At 74.2% G+C, this 17361-nt stretch carries 16 protein-coding genes; 8 read left to right on the top strand and 8 right to left on the bottom strand.

The genetic code is table 11. The annotated features are described in order from the left end of the window. Positions 1 to 33 precede the first annotated feature (33 nt). Complete coding sequence (locus BLS70_RS20855; protein ID WP_176946422.1) at positions 34 to 234, top strand: hypothetical protein; 201 nt, start codon at positions 34 to 36, stop codon at positions 232 to 234. Then, positions 231 to 470 (top strand): hypothetical protein, encoded by a 240-nt coding sequence (locus BLS70_RS14165; RefSeq protein ID WP_143030418.1) that lies wholly within the window; start codon positions 231 to 233, stop codon positions 468 to 470. Before BLS70_RS20855 ends, BLS70_RS14165 begins: the two co-directional genes overlap by 4 nt. Here the strand turns inward: BLS70_RS14165 and BLS70_RS14160 are convergent. From BLS70_RS14160 to BLS70_RS14140, 5 genes are all read right to left on the bottom strand, one after another. Continuing rightward, positions 440 to 1999, bottom strand: coding sequence for a family 20 glycosylhydrolase (locus BLS70_RS14160; RefSeq protein WP_091769120.1), 1560 nt, complete (start codon positions 1997 to 1999; stop codon positions 440 to 442). The genes BLS70_RS14165 and BLS70_RS14160 overlap by 31 nt on opposite strands. Further along, positions 1996 to 2832, bottom strand: coding sequence for an ATP-binding cassette domain-containing protein (locus BLS70_RS14155; RefSeq protein ID WP_091769117.1), 837 nt, complete (start codon positions 2830 to 2832; stop codon positions 1996 to 1998). Before BLS70_RS14155 ends, BLS70_RS14160 begins: the two co-directional genes overlap by 4 nt. Then, positions 2829 to 4631: a dipeptide/oligopeptide/nickel ABC transporter permease/ATP-binding protein gene (locus tag BLS70_RS14150; RefSeq protein WP_218122423.1), complete on the bottom strand. Its 1803-nt coding sequence runs from the start codon at positions 4629 to 4631 to the stop codon at positions 2829 to 2831. Before BLS70_RS14150 ends, BLS70_RS14155 begins: the two co-directional genes overlap by 4 nt. After that, entirely contained in the window at positions 4628 to 5569 is a 942-nt protein-coding gene (locus BLS70_RS14145) for an ABC transporter permease (protein ID WP_091769114.1), read from the bottom strand. Before BLS70_RS14145 ends, BLS70_RS14150 begins: the two co-directional genes overlap by 4 nt. A gap of 61 nt (positions 5570 to 5630) precedes the next feature. Continuing rightward, a complete protein-coding gene (locus tag BLS70_RS14140; protein WP_091769111.1) occupies positions 5631 to 7178 on the bottom strand; it encodes an ABC transporter substrate-binding protein in 1548 nt (515 codons plus the stop codon). 138 nt (positions 7179 to 7316) lie between these two features. Here BLS70_RS14140 and BLS70_RS14135 point away from each other — a divergent pair, with 138 nt between their 5' ends. The 5 genes from BLS70_RS14135 to BLS70_RS14115 are packed head-to-tail and all read left to right on the top strand — an operon-like array spanning position 7317 to position 13793. Then, positions 7317 to 9653 carry a beta-glucosidase family protein gene (locus tag BLS70_RS14135; protein ID WP_091769108.1) on the top strand — a complete coding sequence of 779 codons (2337 nt, stop codon included), beginning with the start codon at positions 7317 to 7319 and terminating at the stop codon, positions 9651 to 9653. 43 nt (positions 9654 to 9696) lie between these two features. Then, complete coding sequence (locus tag BLS70_RS14130; protein ID WP_091769105.1) at positions 9697 to 10869, top strand: glycoside hydrolase family 1 protein; 1173 nt, start codon at positions 9697 to 9699, stop codon at positions 10867 to 10869. 10 nt (positions 10870 to 10879) lie between these two features. Next, a complete protein-coding gene (locus BLS70_RS14125) occupies positions 10880 to 12106 on the top strand; it encodes an N-acetylglucosamine-6-phosphate deacetylase (RefSeq protein WP_218122422.1) in 1227 nt (408 codons plus the stop codon). Further along, a complete protein-coding gene (gene nagB / locus BLS70_RS14120; RefSeq protein ID WP_091769102.1) occupies positions 12094 to 12873 on the top strand; it encodes a glucosamine-6-phosphate deaminase in 780 nt (259 codons plus the stop codon). The genes BLS70_RS14125 and nagB overlap by 13 nt, the downstream gene beginning before the upstream one ends. A gap of 2 nt (positions 12874 to 12875) precedes the next feature. Further along, positions 12876 to 13793 (top strand): ROK family protein, encoded by a 918-nt coding sequence (locus BLS70_RS14115; RefSeq protein ID WP_176946421.1) that lies wholly within the window; start codon positions 12876 to 12878, stop codon positions 13791 to 13793. A gap of 1 nt (position 13794) precedes the next feature. Here the strand turns inward: BLS70_RS14115 and pyrE are convergent, their stop codons facing one another. Then, on the bottom strand, positions 13795 to 14397 hold the full coding sequence (pyrE, locus tag BLS70_RS14110; RefSeq protein ID WP_091769095.1) for an orotate phosphoribosyltransferase: 603 nt from the start codon (positions 14395 to 14397) through the stop codon (positions 13795 to 13797). Between the two features lie 18 nt (positions 14398 to 14415). Further along, positions 14416 to 16065 carry a molybdopterin-dependent oxidoreductase gene (locus BLS70_RS14105; protein ID WP_218122421.1) on the bottom strand — a complete coding sequence of 550 codons (1650 nt, stop codon included), beginning with the start codon at positions 16063 to 16065 and terminating at the stop codon, positions 14416 to 14418. A 78-nt stretch (positions 16066 to 16143) separates the two neighbouring features. On the opposite strand from BLS70_RS14105, the gene BLS70_RS14100 reads away from it, so the two are divergent. Then, positions 16144 to 16608 (top strand): hypothetical protein, encoded by a 465-nt coding sequence (locus BLS70_RS14100; protein WP_091769090.1) that lies wholly within the window; start codon positions 16144 to 16146, stop codon positions 16606 to 16608. Here BLS70_RS14100 and BLS70_RS14095 read toward each other — a convergent pair whose 3' ends face one another. Further along, the gene (locus BLS70_RS14095; protein WP_091769087.1) at positions 16609 to 17361 is read right to left on the bottom strand and encodes a proline-rich domain-containing protein; all 753 of its coding nucleotides are present in this window, start codon (positions 17359 to 17361) and stop codon (positions 16609 to 16611) included. It abuts the gene before it with no gap.

Below are 17361 nucleotides of genomic sequence, written 5' to 3'. Positions count from 1 at the left end.
CCCGGCAGGGCGGACCACCGTAGAATCTACCGCATGGTAGATAACGCGTCCGGGCTCGAGGCCTACCTGGTCGGGCACCTGGCACACGAGGCCGGTCCGCACGGTGGGATCGTCCCGCTCCGGCTGCCGGCCTGGGCCGCGCGCCAGCACGACCGGCCGGACCTGCGGTGGGCTGCGCAGACCCCCGCCGGCGTGCGCATCCGGCCGCGCTCGGGCACGGGGCGGGGCGGGTGACGATCCGGCTGCACGCGCTCACCGTCCGCCTCGGAGACCTGGTCGTGCCGCCGCAGGTGACGGTCGTGGACGGGCCGGTCGGGCTGCTCGGCGACGACCTGCACCCGGACCAGGCGGGGACGGATCTGATCGCGGACCGTTTCCCCGCGGCCCTGCGTGCGGCGGTGAGCCCCGGCTCGCTGCCGGGCGTCCGCAGTCAGGGCGCTCAGGCGGGGAAGAGGTCCGCGGAGCGGTAGTAGGCGCCGAAGCCCGAACGGGTCCACGCCGCCGCGTGCGGGCGCAACCGGGTGGCCAGGTCCGGCCACGGGCGCCGGGGGCCGGTCCACATGAGCTCGGCGAGGACCGGGAGCCGGGGCAGGAGGAGCATCGCCAGGTCGTCGAAGGACTCGATCGACTCGGCCCAGATCGCGGCCTCCATGCCGGCGACGGCCGCCGGGTCGAGGCCACCGACGTCGTCGGGGCTCCAGGCCGACAGGTCGCTCGTGCGCGCCCGGGGGTAGCCGGCGTGCCCGAGCCGGGTCAGGTCCGCGGTCTGCGCCGGATCCGTGCTGGGTTCGGCGTACCGGCGGTCGAGGTAGAACGGCAGGCTCGGCGACAGCAGGACCGCGGCGCCGTCCTCGAGGGCCCGGCCGAGGTCGCCGGGCGCCTCGCGGAACGTGGCCAGGAAGGCGTCGACGAGGTGCGCCAGGTCGGCCGGCGCGGCCGCCCGCACCCGGTCCTCCCGCGGCGCGTCGGACGGCGCGATCCACAGCTGCAGCACGTCCCCGGGACCGAAGGCCCGTGCCCGGGAGGCCTCCTGCCAGGCCACCGGGCGCTTGCCCGCCTCCCGGACCCAGCCGTGCACCACGCGCACGAACGCGACGTACTCCTCGTCGGGCATGCCGAAGGCCTCGTCGCCGCCCACGTGCACGTACGGCGACGGCGAGACCCCGACCAGCGCCTCCACCGCCTCCCGCGCAAAGGCCATGGCCGCCGGCACGGACGGGCTCAGGTGCCCGAGGAGCGGGTGCAGCGGCGGGACGCCCCCGCGCAGCTCCGGATGGGCGCGCAAGGCCGCGAGCACGTGACCCGGCAGGTCGATCTCCGGGACGACGGTGACGAACCGCCGCGCTGCGTACGCGACCAGCCCGGCGAGGTCGTCGGCGGTGTAGTGCCCCGGGGACCCGACGTCGGGGCCGGTGAGCGCCGGCCGGTCCGCGAGCTCGAGCCGCCAGGCCTGCGAGTCGGTCAGGTGGAGGTGCAGGACGTCGAGCCGGTAGAGCGCCATCAGGTCGATGACCTTCTCGATCTGCGCCGGGGGCAGGAAGAACCGGGCGACGTCGAGGGACAGCCCCCGCCACCGCGTGCGGGGCGCGTCGGCGGCCGCGAACAGCGGTAGCTCGGTGCCGGCGGCCGCCTGCAGCACGGTGGTCAGCCCTCGGAAGGCGCCGTGCGGCGACGCGCCCCGCAGCACCAGGCGCCCGTCGACGGGCGCGACCGAGTACCGCTCGTCCCCGGACGTGCCGCCGCTGGGGTCCGGACCGGAGGGCTCGGGCAGGTCGGGCGCGAGGTCGGGCGGGCCCAGCCGCACGAGCACGTCGGCCGACGCGTCGTCGTCCACCCACCGCAGCTCCAGCCCAGCCCAGCCCGGCGCCAGCCGGCCGAGCACCTCGACGACCTCGCGGACCTCCTCGTCGCCGGTGACCAGCAGGGCCTCCCCGATCGCGCGCGTGTCGCCGGACGCCGTCAGCCGCTGCGGTGCGGGCACGATCGGCGGCACGGTCACGCCTCCGTCCCGGCGAACTCGCGCCGGTAGGCCTCGCGCCGCACCCGCTGGGCGGCGGGGTCGGCAACCGGGGCGGAGAGCAGGAGCCGGCGCGTGTAGGGGTGCTGCGGCCGCTCGGTGACCTGGACCGCCGTCCCCGACTCGACGATCTCCCCGCGCCGGATCACCGACACGACGTCGCTGACGTGGCGGACGACGGCCAGGTCGTGGGAGACGAACAGGTAGGCCACGCCGGTCGTGCGCTGGACCTCCTGCAGCAGGTCCAGGACCGTGCGCTGGGTGGTCAGGTCGAGCGCCGAGACGGGTTCGTCGCACACGATCAGCCGCGGCCCGATGGCCAGCGCCCGGGCGATCGCGATCCGCTGGCGCTGGCCGCCGGAGAACTCGCGCGGGAGCCGGTCCATCGCGTCGGCCGGCAGCGCCACGTCGTCGAGCAGCCCGGCCACGCGGGAGCGGGCCTCCCTGGAGGAGAGACGCTGGGCCAGCAGTGGTTCGGCGAGGGTGTCGCCGATGGTCATCGACGGGTTCAGGGAGGTGAAGGGGTCCTGGAAGATCACCTGGATGTCGCGGCTGAGCCGGCGACGCTGCCGGGCCCCGGCCGCGTGGATCGGGCGCCCGTCGAAGGTGATCGACCCACCGGCCACGGGCACCAGCCCGAGGATCGCCCGGCCGATGGTGGTCTTGCCCGAGCCGGATCCACCCACCAGGCCGTGGGTCCGGCCGGCCTCGATGTGCAGGTCGACGCCGTGCAGGACCTCGTGCTCCGGCGCGCGCCATCCCTTGCCGGGGAACGACACCCGCAGGCCCTCGACCGACAGCAGCGGCTCGCTCATCGTTCCCCCTCGTCGGCCCGACCGGCCGCCACGGTCGGTGGCTGCCCCTCGTCGAGCACCGCGGCCAGCAGCCGGCGGGTGTACTCCTCGCGCGGCGCGGTGAGCACCTGGTCCACCGGGCCGCTCTCGACGATCCGTCCGTCCTGCATGACCGCGACGGTGTCGCAGAGGTCGGCGACGACGCCGAGGCTGTGGGTGACCAGCAGGACACCGAGACCCCGCTCCTGCTGGAGGCGGCGCAGCACCTCCAGCACCTCGGCCTGGACGGTGACGTCGAGGGCGGTCGTCGGCTCGTCGGCGATGAGCAGCCGCGGGTTGCAGGCCATCGCGCCCGCCAGGAGCACCCGCTGGGCCATGCCGCCGGAGATCTCGTGCGGATACGCCCGGAAGGTGCGCTCCGGATCCTCGATCTCCACCGACCGCAGCAGCCCCAGGGCGCGCTCCCGCGCCTGCGCCCGTGACGCGCCGGTGGCGGCGCGGATCGGCTCCACGAGCTGGGAACCGACCGTGAACGACGGGTCGAGGTTGCTCATGGGTTCCTGCGGGACGTACGACACGACGTGCGAGCGCAGCTGCCGCCACGAGGCGGCGGACAGGCCCACCACTTCCTGCCCGTCGACCTGGATCGACCCGCGGGACACCCGGCCGCCGGAGGGAAGGATCCCCAGCGCCGAGAACGCGGTCTGGGTCTTGCCCGAGCCGGACTCGCCGACCAGCCCGACGACCTCGCCCGGGCGCACGTCGAGATCCACCTCGTGCACGACCTCGCGCTGCGATCCGTCCGGCAGCGCGTAGCTGACCGCCAGCGACCGGATGGACAGCAGCGGGGAGCGCTCCGCCTTGCCGTCGAGGACTGCCGGGGCGACCGCGCGCTGCGCGGCCCGGTCCCGGCGGCGTACCACCGGATCGGTCCCCCGGTCCTCCAGGACGTCGCGCAGCGCGGCTCCGAGCAGTACCAGTGCGGCGCTGGTCAGCCCCAGGGCCAGACCCGGCCAGAGCAGCAGCGTCCGGTCCCGCTGGACGAACTGGAACCCCTCGTTGAGCATCCCGCCCCAGGTGGGCAGGTCGCTGCTGGAGCCGACGCCGATGAACTCGAGCCCGGCCTGCAGGCCGAGGGCCACGCCGGCGACGAGGGAGATCTGGATGATGATCGGCGCTCGGACCACCACGAGCACGTGCCGACCGATGATGCGCCAGGGCGGCAGCCCCGAGACCCTGGCGGAGTCGACGTAGAGCTCGTGCCGGACGTTGACCACGATGCCGCGGACCAGCCGGAAGAAGCTGGGCGCGGCGAGCACGCCGAGGATGATCATCAGCGCCCACACCGTGGGACCGATGATGGCCCGGGCGGCCAGGAGCACGATCATCGCGGGCAGCGCCATGAGCAGGTTCACGACCCAGCCCGACACGGCGTCGAACCATCGGCCGGCGTAGCCGGCGACCAGTCCGGCGGGGATCCCGAGAACCATCGCGACCGCGAGCGCGAGCAACGCCCCGCCGAGGGTGTTGCGCGCGCCGAAGAGCAGGCGGCTCCAGATGTCCCGGCCGGCCGAGTCGAGGCCGAGAGGATGTCCGGGCGCGGACGGCCCGAAGGCGCTGCGCAGGTCGGCCGCGTCAGGTGCGTGGGTGGTCAGCCAGGGCGCGGCGGCCGCGCCCACGACGACGACGAGCAGGACGACGGCCGCGACCAGTCCGAGCGGATTGCGCACCAGCCGGCGGAACGCGCCTCGCCGGACGGCCGGTACGTGCGGGGCAGCTGCGCCGGCCGGCTCGGTCAGCGCCGGCAGGCTCTCGGTCACGCGACCCTCGCCTTCGGGTTCAGCAGGCCGATCGCGATGTCGACGAAGAGGTTGATGACGACCACCCCGACGACGCTCACCATGAGCAGACCCATGATGATCGGGACGTCGCCACGCGTCGTGTAGGAGACGGTCATGGCGCCGATGCCGGGCAGCCCGAAGATCTGCTCGACCAGCACCGCTCCGCCGAGCAACCCGACGAACTGCAGGCCGAGCACCGTGAGTGCCGGCGCGGAGGCGTTGCGCAGCACGTGGCGGAACAGGACCGAGCGCATCGGGAGCCCGCGCGAGACCAGGGTGCGCACGTAGTCCTGGCGCATCACCTCGATGACCGAGGACCGCACCTGCTGGGCCATCCCGGCGACGGACCCGATGGACAGCGCGATGATGGGCAGGGTGATCGTGGACAGCCAGCCGCCGACCGAGTCGGTGAGCGGGACGTACCCGATCGCGGGGAACCAACCGAGCTCCACCGCGAAGACCAGCACGAGCACCAGCGTCACGAGGAACCCCGGCAGGGCGTAGCCCGCGACGCCGAACACCTGGACGAAGCGGTCGACGGCACCGCGCCGCACCCCGGCCCAGACGCCGAGCCCGAAGGACAGGACGCCGGTGACCAGCGTGACGCCGACCATGATGCTGAGCGTGACCGGCAACCGGTTGCCGATCGCGGTCCAGACGTCCTCGCTGGTGAACCAGGAGGTGCCGAGATCCCCGCGGACGGCGCCGGACAGCCAGTCGCCGTACTGCGCCAGCACGGACCGGTCGATGCCGAGCTGGGAGTTCTTGGCGGCCACCGCCTGCTCGCTGGCGTTGAGCCCGAGCAGGGTGCGACCGACGTCCTGTCCCGGCAGGGACAGCAGGACGAAGGTCAGGAACGAGATGACCAGCAGCAGGAGCACGCCCGCTGCCGCTCGGCGGACGACGTAGAAGAGCACGTCCCTGGATCCTCTCCACCGGCCGTGGCCCTCCGCCGGAGGAGGGGGCCACGACTGTCCGTCAGGAAGCCGGCTGGTAGTTGTAGATCGACGGGACGGCGAGCCCGACCTGCGGCGTCACCGTGACCGTGCGGTCGGTGGTGTGCATGTACTGCATGCGGTAGAGCGGAACGAACCACGCCTGCTCGACGATGTACCGGTTGAGCTCCTCGGCCGCGTCCTCGGCGGCCGCCTCGTCGCCGGACCGCACGACGGCCGACAGCTCCTCGATCGTCGGATCGGTGGTCCCCTGGGGGTTGGACACCAGTCCGGGCAGGATCGACCCCGCGACCGTCGCCCAGTCCAGCGCCGGCTGGCCGCCGTTCATCACCACGCCGGGGAACTCGCGCTGGAGGAACGTGCGCTGGACGAACGACGACTGGTCCGTGTCCTCCCACGTCAGCGTGATGCCGACGTCGGCGAGGTTCGCCTGCAGGGCTGCGGCGAGCGCATCGGGCACCAGCGCGGGCAGCCGGGCGAGGGAGAAGGCGAAGCCGTCGGCGTGCCCGGCCTCGGCCAGCAGCTCGCGAGCCTGCTCGGGGTCGTACTCGTAGGCGTCGTCGAGCTCCTCGACGTAGCCGGGCGTGTTGACGCCCCAGAGCTGCGCGGTCGCCGTGCCGCGGCCCTGCTGGATCTGCTCGACGAGGGTCTCGCGGTCGATTGCGTGGTTGATGGCCTGGCGGACCCTCGCGTCACCGAGGGCGGGCACCATCTCGCCGCTGCGGTCGAAGAGGTTGAGCAGCTTGAGATCGATCTCCTGCGGGGTCAGCGTGAGGTTCGGGTCGCTCTCGGCCGCGACCTGCTGGTCGACGACCTGGAGGACGGCGGCGTTGAGCTGGCCGGTCCGCAGGCCGTTGACGATGGCGTTCTCGTTGTCGAAAACGCTGATCGTCATCGTCTCGAACGGCGCGGCCTCGCCCCAGTAGTCCTCGTTCCGCACGAAGGTCCAGGTGGAGCCGATGACCGTCTCGTCGCTGTCGAGCTCGTAGGGGCCGGTGCCGTCGGGTTCCGTGGCGAACGGTTCCTCGGCGCCGAATCCGGCCGGGTTGGCGATGAAGCCGAACGCGTCGGTGAGGCTGTTGACCAGGGCCGGGTCGGGAGCCGACAGCCGGATGACCACCGTGGTGGGATCGGGCGCCTCGACCGACGCGACCGCCTGCGACTGGGCCGTCTCGGGGCCGCCGGCCTCCTTGAACCGCTCCAGGTTGGCCTTGACCGCCTCGGCGTCCAGCGGCGTGCCGTCGTCGAAGGTCACGTCGTCGCGCAGGGTAAGGGTCAGGGCGGTGCGGGCCTCGTCGTACTCCCAGGCGGAGGCGAGCATCGGGCTGTAGGTGCCGTCCGGCTCGCGCTTGATCAGGGTGTCGTACACCGCCTGGAAGTAGGGGATCGTGCCTCCGCCGGAGTTGGCCGGGTCCATGCTGGTCGCGGCCGTCATCGTGGCGATCGCCAGGGTGCCGCTGTCCGACGACCCCTCGTCCGCCTCCGTGCCGCCCCCCGAGCAGGAGGTCAGGGCCAGTGCCGCGCCCACCGCCGCCGCCGTGGTCCTCGCGATCCTGCGCGTCCTTCTCATCGGTCCTCACACCTCGTCGTGGTCGTCGGAGGGCGCCCGTCCGGGACGCCGTGACGCACGTTACACAAGGAATCTACCAAGTGGTAGATTCACTTCGGTGCGGCGACGACCCCCGACCGAAGAGGCGAGGACGAACTGATGAGCGCAGACCTCCACCCCCGCTCCGGCTCTCCTGAGCCGGGAGCGGCGGACGTGACGACGGAGCTGGCCGAGAGGGCCGCCCTCACCTCCGGCTCGAGCACCTGGCACACGACGGCCGCCGTCGGCGTCCCCCTGCTCGTGCTCGCCGACGGTCCGCACGGCGTCCGTCGTCAGCGCGGCGGAGGTGACGCGCTCGGCATCGGTACGAGCGTTCCGGCCACCTGCTTCCCGCCGGCGGTGGGCCTGGGCGCTACGTGGGACGTCGACCTGCTCCGGCGGGTCGGCGCGGCGCTGGGCGCCGAGGCCCGGGCGCTGGACGTCGACGTGCTCCTTGCCCCCGGCATGAACATCAAGCGGTCGCCGCTGAACGGCCGGAACTTCGAGTACCTCTCCGAGGACCCGTTCCTGACCGGCCGGCTCGCCGCCGCCATGGTCGAGGGGATCCAGTCGGCCGGCGTCGCGGCCTGCATCAAGCACTTCGCGGTGAACAACCAGGAGACCGACCGGATGCGCGTGAGCGCGGACGTCGACGACCGCGCCCTGCGCGAGGTGTACCTCGCCGCGTTCGAGCACGTCGTCCGGACGGCGCGTCCCTGGATGGTCATGAGCGCGTACAACCGGGTCAACGGCGTGCCGGCGAGCGAACACCCGTGGCTGCTGACCGAGGTGCTGCGGGACGAGTGGGGCTACGACGGCGTCGTCGTGTCCGACTGGGGCGCGGTCGAGGACCGGGTCGCGGCCGTACGCGCGGGCCTGGACCTGGAGATGCCCCCGTCCGGCACCGACGAGCGGATCGTCGCCGCGGTGACCGCCGGCGAGCTCGACGAGGCCGTGCTCGACCGGGTGGCCGACCGGATGGCCCGGCTGGCGGAGCGGGTGCGCGCCACCGCGCCGGCACGACCCGAGGGATGGGTCGAGGGATCGGCGTCCGACGACGACCTCGCCGACATGCGCGCCGCGCACCACGCGCTGGCCCGCGAGGCCGCGACCGCCTCGGTGGTCCTGCTCAAGAACGACGGACGGCTGCTGCCCCTCGACCGCGCGGCCGGACAGTCGGTGGCCGTCGTCGGCGAACTGGCCCGCACGCCCCGTTTCCAGGGCGGCGGCTCCTCCCGGGTGGTGCCCACGCGTCTGTCCTCGGCGCTCGACGCCTTGAGCGGGCGTCTCGGGGACCGGCTGCGGTTCGCCGCCGGCTACACCCTCGACGGCACACCCTCCCGCGAACTGGTCGACGAGGCCGTCGCCACGGCGCGGGACGCCGACGTCGCGGTCGTCTTCCTGGGTCTGCCCGAGGCCGCCGAGTCCGAGGGGTTCGACCGCACGACCATCGACCTGCCCGACGACCAGCTCGCCCTGCTGTCGGCCGTGGCGGAGGTGGCACCGGAGGTCGTCGTGGTGCTCTCCAACGGCGGGGTCGTCTCCGTCTCCCCGTGGCAGGACCGGGCCGGGGCGGTGCTGGAGGGCTGGCTGCTCGGCCAGGCGGGCGGCGAGGCCGTGGCCGACCTGCTGCTCGGCGACGCCGCTCCCTCGGGCCGTCTGGCCGAAGCCATCCCGCTGCGTCTGGCCGACCACCCGAGCCACCTGCACTTCCCGGGGCGGGACGGGACCGTCACGTACGGGGAGGGCACCTACGTCGGCTACCGACAGCTGGACACCCTCGACGTCCCGGTGGCCTATCCCTTCGGCCACGGACTGACGTACACGACGTTCGCCTACAGCGACCCGCGGGTGACCGCTTGCGGCGAGAACGCCTGGGAGATCTCCTGGACCGTCACGAACACCGGGCCGCGTGCCGGACGGGAGGTCGCGCAGCTCTACGTCGGCCGGCAGGAGGACCGGCCCACCCGGCCGCGCGTGCAGCTCGCCGGCTTCGCCTCGGTCGCCCTCGAACCAGGCGCGTCCCAGCGCGTGGCGCTGCCGCTGCGCGCACGGGACCTGTCGACCTGGGACGCGGCGCACCGGCGCTGGTCGCTGGCCGCCGGCACCTACGACGTGCGCATGGGTGCGTCGTCGCGGGACGTGCGGCTGGTGGCGACCGTCGAGACCGGGGGCGACCGGTTCCTGCCGCCGCTGACCAGGATGTCGACCATCGGCGAGTGGCGTGCCGACCCCGCGGGCAGCGAGGTGCTGAGCGCGCTGCTCGGCCGCTTCGCCGCGGCCGCCGGGCGCGGGACCGTGGCTCCGGAGCTGCTCCGGATGCTCGACGACTTCCCGCTCGTCAAACTGCGCACCTTCCGGCTCGGGCTGACCGAGGAGGTCATCGACGGCCTCGTCGAGCAGGTCGCCGCCGAGCACCGGCGGCTCGTCGACTCCGGCCGTTACCGGTCCTCGTGATGACCCGACCCACTCCGACCCCGACTCCGCAGAGGACATCCCCGTGACGACATCCCCCTTCCCGGACGGCTTCCTCTGGGGGGCGGCGACCGCGGCCCACCAGGTGGAGGGCAACAACGTCGCCAGCGATCTCTGGGCGCTGGAGAACGTCGAGGGCTCGCCGATGGCCGAGCGCAGCGGCGACGCGTGCGACAGCTACCACCGCTGGCCCGAGGACCTGGACATCGTCCGGGACCTCGGGTTGAACAGCTACCGGTTCAGCATCGAGTGGTCGCGGATCGAACCGGTCCACGGCCACATCTCGCGTGCCGCCCTCGCCCACTACCGGCGGATGATCGAGGGGTGCCTCGCGCGCGGCCTGACCCCGGTGGTGACCCTGCACCACTTCACCAGCCCGCTGTGGTTCCAGCGGGCCGGTGGCTGGACGGCCCCCGGCTCGACGGAGCTGTTCCGCGCCTACGTGCGCGCGGTGCTGCCCATCCTCGACGGAGTCGACTGGGTCTGCACGATCAACGAGCCGAACATGGTCGCCATGGTCAGCGCCGCGCGGGACACGGGCGGTACCGAGACGGTGGCCGGTGCCCTGCCCGCACCGGAGCAGCCGCTGGTGGACGCCCTGGTCGCGGCCCACCGTGCGGCGCGCGAGGAGCTGTCGGCGGTGCCGGGACTGCGGTCGGGGTGGACCGTCGCCAACCAGAACTTCCAGGCCCTGCCCGGTGAGGAAGCAGCTGCACGTGCCTGGGCCGCGCTGCGGGAGGATCAGTTCATCGACGCGGCCAAGGGCGACGACTTCATCGGCGTGCAGGCCTACACCCGGCTCATGATCGGTCGGACCGGTCCGGTCGAGGCGCCGGAGGGGACCCGCCGCACGCAGATGGGCTGGGAGCTCTACCCGGACGCGATCGAGGGAGCCATCCGGTACACCGCCGGGCGCATCGACACCCCCATCGTCGTGACCGAGAACGGGATCGCGACCGGTGACGACGACGAGCGCGCGGAGTACCTGGCCGGAGCGCTCGCCGGACTGGAACGGGCGCTCGCCGACGGCATCGACGTCCGCGGGTACGTGCACTGGTCGTTGCTCGACAACTACGAGTGGGGCTCCTGGGCGCCCACGTTCGGCCTGGTCTCGGTGGATCGCGAGACCTTCGCCCGCACGGTCAAGCCGAGCGCACACTGGTACGCCGAGGCGGTCCGCCGTCGGTCCCAGCGCTGAGGAGCCATCCGTGACCGCCCCACTCGACGCCGGCAGGTCGGAGGAGCGGCTGCGCGGGCGGGTCGTGACCCCTGAGGGCGTGCTGCACGACGGGCTGGTCGTCCTGCACGGCGACCGGATCAGCTGGGTGGGACCCGTCGAGGACTGGCCGCACGCGGCCCCGCCGCCCTCCGGCAGGACGCTGCTCCCGGGGCTGGTCGACGTCCACTGCCACGGCGGGGCCGGGCACGGCTTCGGTGAGGTGGAGGGCGACGGTCCGCTGACCGCCGTCCGGTACCACCGCAACTCCGGGAGCACCACGGTGCTCGCCAGCCTCGTCTCGGCTCCGGTGGAGGTGCTGCTGCGTCAGGTCGAGGCACTGGCCGGCCTGGTCGCCGCCGGCGAACTGGCCGGCATCCACCTCGAAGGACCCTTCCTGTCGCCGGCGTTCCGCGGGGCGCACGACCCCGCGGCGCTCCTCCCGGGCGACCCGGACGTGCTCGAGGCGGTGCTCCTGCGCGCCGACGGGGTCGTCCGCTCCATGACGCTGGCGCCGGAGGTTCCCCGCAGCGACGAGCTGGTCGCCGTGCTCCGGCGGTACGGCGTCCTCCCCTGCCTCGGGCACACCGGCGCGGACGCCGGGCAGGCCACCCGGTGGATGCAGTCCGCGGGGACGCCGGTCGGCGTGACCCACCTGTTCAACGGCATGCCCTCCTGGCACCACCGTGCGGCCGGACCGGTCGCCGCCTGCCTGGCCGCGGCCGCCCGCGGAACAGCGGTCGTCGAGCTGATCGCCGACGGCGTCCACGTGGACGACGAGACGGTCGCCGCGGTCTTCGACCTGGTCGGGCCCCGGCAGATCGCCCTGGTGACGGATTCCACGGCCGCCGCCGGTATGCCCGATGGCTCCTACCGCCTGGGTTCGCGGGACGTGTCGGTCGCCGCGGGCGTCGCGCGGCTGGCACCCGACGGCACCGGGAAGCCGGGTCCGATCGCCGGGGGCACCTTCCGCCTGCTGGACGTGCTGAGACGGACGGTGCTCTCCGCCGGCGTCGAACTGCTCTCCGCCGTCACGTCCGCGAGCCGGACCCCCGCCACCCTCCTCGGCCTGGACGGCGAGGTCGGCGCCCTGGAAGCCGGCCGCCGCGCGGACGTGCTGGTCGTCGACGGGCAGCTGCACGCGGTCGCGGTCGTGCGGGGCGGTCGCCGGGTCGCCGGCTCCGACCCGGGACCCGAGGAGGACTCGTGGAGGTCGTGATCGTCCCGTCCGCGGACGAGGCGGGGCGGGTGGTCGCCGACATCGTGGCGGGAGCCCTCGCGACCGGCGCCCGGACGCTGGGTCTCGCGACCGGCTCCTCCCCCGTGGGCGCCTACCGCGAGCTGGCGCGGCGGCACCGGGAGGAGGGCCTGAGCTTCGCGGGCATCCGCGCGTTCCTGCTGGACGAGTACGTCGGCCTGGCCGCGAGCCACCCGCAGTCCTACGCCCGCGTCATCCGCGCCGACTTCGTCGACCACGTCGACCTGGCGTCGGACGACGTCCACGGCCCCGACGGCGCCACGGACGACGTCCTGGAAAAGGCGCGACGCTACGACGCCCACCTACGGGCCGCCGGTCCGCTGGACGTGCAGATCCTCGGCACGGGGGCCAACGGTCACCTGGGCTTCAACGAGCCCGGCTCCTCCCTGGCGTCCCGGACGCGGGTCAAGACCCTCACCCAGCAGACCCGCCGCGACAACGCCCGCTTCTTCCCCGAGGGCGAGCAGGTTCCCCAGCACGTCATCACCCAGGGCCTCGGCACGATCCTCGAGGCCCGCCACCTCGTGCTCGTCGCCACCGGACGCACCAAGGCCGCGGCGGTCGCGGCAGCGGTCGAGGGGCCGGTCAGCGCATTCTGCCCGGCCTCGGTCCTCCAGCTGCACCCCCACGCCACCGTCGTCGTGGACGAGCTCGCCGCACGGCGCCTGCAGCTGGCGGACTACTACCGGCACGTGGCGGCGAAGAAGCTGCCGGGGCAGGGATTCTGACCGTGATCGGATCCAGCGCAGCGAGCGGTTCCGTCGTCGGTCTGGACCTCGGCGGCACGGGCATCAACGGCGCACGCCTGAGCCTGCACGGTGAGGTCCTGGAGCGGGTCACCATCCCCACACCGGTGGCCGAGGGGCCGACCGCCGTGGTGCGGGCCGTGGTCGAGGCGGCACGATCGCTCACGTGTCCCGACACGATCGGGGTGGGCGTGTGCTCGGCCGGCCTCGTCGACACGGGCGCCGGGGTGGTCCGCCGCGCGGGCAATCTCGGCCTGCGCGACGTCCCGCTCGCGCGGATCGTGCGGGAGGCCGTGGGCCTGCCCGTGACGCTGGAGCACGACGCCAGGGCGGCCTGCCTCGCCGAGCACCGGCTGGGCGCCGGCCGTGGCGTGGGGGACCTGCTGCTCGTCGCCCTGGGCGCCGGCTTGTCCGCGGGCGTGCTCACCGGTGGCCGGCTCGTGCCGGGTTCGCTGGGCTTAGGCGGGGAGATCGGGCATGCCCCCGTGCACCCGGACGGAGAGGGCTGCCCGTGCGGCCAACGCGGATGCCTGGAGGTCTACGCCTCGGCCGGAGGGATGGTCCGCCGCTACCGATCCGCGGGGGGCGACCCCGCACTGAGCGCCGCGGACATGGCCCACGCCGTCGACCGCGACCCGCTCGCCGGTCGCATCTGGACGGAGGGCATGGAAGCCCTCGGCCTGGGGCTGCGGAGCGCGATCCTCCTGCTGGATCCGGGGCTCGTGGTCCTGGCCGGAGGGCTCACCGGTGCCGGCGAGCGCCTCGCGGCCCCCGTCCGGACCGCAGTGGCCGGCGGTCTGGCCTGGCGTCGACCGCCGCCGATCACGATCTCCACGCTCGGGGCCGAGGCGGGTGTCCACGGGGCGGCGCTGGTCCTGCTGGACAGCACCGGCCGGAGATGACCTAGGCCAGGCCGAGGTCGGAGAGCTCGTAGGCGGCCCGGTACTCGAAGCCGGCCGCCTCGACCGCCGCGCGCGCCCCGCGGTCGACGATCACGGCCACCGCGATGACCTCAGCCCCGGCCTCCTGCAGCGCTTCCGCAGCGGTGAGGGGGCTGCCCCCGGTCGTGGAGACGTCCTCGACGACGAGCACCGCGCGCCCGGCGACGTCCGGCCCTTCGATGCGGCGCTGCAGGCCGTGCGCCTTGCCCTCCTTGCGGACGACGCAGGCGTCGAGGAACCCCTCGCCCGCCGACGCCGCGTGCAGCATCGCCGTGGCCACCGGGTCGGCGCCCAGGGTGAGCCCGCCGACGACGTCGTAGCGCAGGTCGCCGGTGAGCTGGCGCATCACGCGGCCGACCAGCGGGGCGCCCTCGTGGTGCAGCGTGAGCCGGCGCATGTCGATGTACCAGTCCGCCTCCTGCCCGGAAGAGAGCGTCACCTTTCCGTGCACGACCGCGAGGTCGACGATCAGGTCGAGCAGGCGGTCGCGGTCGGGATGCGTGGCCCCGTTCCAGGGGCCCGCGCCGAGGGACGACGTGTGGGGGGGAGCGGGGTCCTTCTCCATGTGCCCGAGCCTAGGGGCTCAGCCGACCAGGACCTCGACCGAGTGCAGGCCCGTGGAGCCGGCGGGGAAGGGATCGGCGCGCTCGTCGGTCTGCACCTCGCCGTCGGCACCGGTGGCGCGCACCGTGAGGACGTGCCGGCCGGGCGTGAAGTCGTGGGGCAGCACCCACTGGCGCCACAGGTCGGCGTCCACCTCGGGTGACAGCCGGGCCTCCGCCCAGTCCCCGTCGTCCACGCGCACCTCGACCTTCGCGATGCCGCGGGTCTGGGCCCAGGCGACGCCGGCGATCGCGCGGCGCCCGGCCGGGAACTCCCGCCGCATGTCGGGGGTGTCGATGCGCGAGGCGATGCGGATGGGCCCGTCCACCGCCCAGTCCCGCTCGATCCAGTAGGCGTCGAACGCGTCGAACGTCGTCGCCTCGATGGAGACCAGCCACTTGCAGGCCGAGACGTAGCCGTAGAGGCCGGGGATGATCATCCGCACCGGGAAGCCGTGGATGACCGGGAGCGGCTCGCCGTTCATGCCGAAGGCGAGCATCGCGTCCTCGACCTCGAGCGCGCTCCGGGTCGGCGCCCCGATCGTCATCCCGTCCTCCGACCGGCACAGCAGCTGGTCGCTGCCGGGGCGGAGGCCGTTCTCCCGCAGCAGGGCCGCCAGGGGGACGCCGATCCAGCGCGCGCTGCCCACGAGGGCGCCCCCGACCTCGTTGGAGACGCAGGTGAGCGTGATGTCCCGCTCGATCACGTCGTCGCGCTCGAACAGGTCGTCGAGGGTGTAGGTGCGCGGGGAGTCGAACATCCCGGTCAGCTCGAGCCGGTAGTCCGCCGGCCGGATGCGCGGAGCGATCAGCGCGGTGTCGATCCGGTAGAACTCGCCGTTGCGCGTGGTCAGGGGGGTGAGGCCCTCGATCCCCCGGGAGAGGTCCGCGCCCGCGGGCAGCGCGGCGGCCGGGGACGACGGCGTCGGCAGGCGGATGCCGGCGCGCAGCGAGGTGACCTCGGTGCTGCGCTGCAGCAGCCGACCGCCGCCCCCGGTGACCGCGGCGACGCCGACGGCGGCCGCACCGGTGAGGAAGAACCGGCGGCGGTCCAGTCCGGCTCCGTTGCGGTCGCCGGCGGCGAGGACCGCGCGCAGCCGCCCGACGAGCGGCCGGTCCGCTGCGGGCGCCGTCCCGGGCGCGGAGGCCGGCGCCGTCGCGAGCGGGGCGAGGAGCGCCAGCAGCGCGAGGACCCCGGCGGCCGTGCCGGCCAGCGAGGGCAGCACGTCGGCCGGAGCGCCCGCGGGCCGGGTGAGGGCGGCCAGGGCGCCGACGGTCCCGAACAGCACGACCCCGAGGACGGCGAGGCGACGGTCCCGCAGCCCGAGGACGCCGACGAGCAGCGCGTACAGGGCGACGACGACCAGCGTGCCGGCGACCAGGGCGGTCTTGTCGTCCTCGCCGAAGGTGCGGATGGCGAAGGCGGTGACCGGCTCGGGCACCAGCGCGATGACGGCGTCCCCGACGGCGATGACCGGTGATGCCGCCGGGCCGACGAACCCGGCGACGAGCTCGCCGACACCGAGGGCGACCGCCGCGGCGAGCAGCCCTGCCAGGGCGGCGAGGCCCCGCCGGGCCCGGCCGGGGCCTGCCGGGGCGACCGGATCGGGGGCGCGCAGAGTCGTCGTCACGCCCTCTCTTCGGGGCCCGGGCCGATCGGGATTCATCCCCCGATGATCGGTCGCCGCCGGAACTGCCAGGCTGGGCGGGTGCCGACCGACCCGTCCCCCGCCCCGTCCGCCCGCCCGGCCATGCCGCCCTCGGTGCGGGTCGCCGTCGGCGTCCTGGCCGTCCTCGCGCTCCTGCTGCTGTCCAACGCCCTGCTGCTCTGGGCCGGTTTCGACGTCGCCGTGGACCGCGTCGTCGACGAGACCGACGACATCACCCGCGCGGAGGCCGAGCAGTTCGTCCTGCTGTCCCTGGTGCCCTACCTGCTGCTCGGTGTCGTCCTGGCCGTTGCCGCCGTCTTCCTGGTGCGGCGGAAGGGCTGGGCGAGGGTGACCGGCGTCGCCGCCACCGCGGCACTCGCCCTGCTGACCGTGGTCAGCGTGCTCTCGTCCGGCGGGATCACGGTGGCCTCGCTGCTGCTGCTCGTGCTCTCGATCGCCGGCCTGACCAGCCTGATGGCGGGCACGACCCGCGCCTGGCTGCCCGGCGCGGAGCGGCCCGCTTGATCAGTGCTGCTGGCCGTATGTCCGCGCCCAGCCCATGTAGCGGTACCAGTCGTTGCTGGGCTTGAGCGCCAGCAGCACGATGCCCGCGACCAGCGCCAGCAGCTGGAACATGCTGAGCGCGGAGAGGAAGTCGGTCGCGCCGGTGCCGCCACCGAGCGTGCCGAAGCCGCTCAGGAGGGCCAGGCCACCCAGCACCCACAGCGTGATCCGCGCCCAGTTCCGGCCCCGCCAGGCCCACCAGATGAACAGCGCGTGCAGCACGACCAGCACCAGCCCGATGACGGCGAACACCAGGATGGCGGTGCGCAGGACCTCGTCGGTGATCTCGGGGTCGTTCGTCTCCAGCGACGCCTGCCGGACGAGGTCGTCGATGTCGGCGAAGGCCACGAGCGCGCCCACCAGGCCCAGCACGAAGTTGACGACGAAGGCGCCGATGCCGGCCCGCACGGTCAGCGGCTGCTCGGCCGAGCCGGGCGGGGGCGGCGGCACGTAGGGCGCGCCGTACCCGGACCACTGCTGCCCCGGCTGCTGCCAGCCCTGCGGGGGCGGCGGCGCCTCCCACCCCTGCTGGGGCGGAGCACCCCAGCCCTGCTGCGGAGGCGGTGGGGCGCCCCAGCCCTGCGGGGGCGGGGCACCCCACCCCTGCTGCGGAGGAGGCGGCGGGGCGTTCCAGCCCTGCGGAGCAGCCGGCTCGGAACCGCCCTCGGGGCGCCCCGTGGGCTCCCCGTGCGCGCCGCCCTGGTCCGACGTCAT

It is taken from the genome of Blastococcus aurantiacus, assembly GCF_900102425.1.
GTDB classification, from domain to species: domain Bacteria; phylum Actinomycetota; class Actinomycetes; order Mycobacteriales; family Geodermatophilaceae; genus Blastococcus; species Blastococcus aurantiacus.
This window is presented reverse-complemented; position numbering and strand designations above follow the sequence as displayed.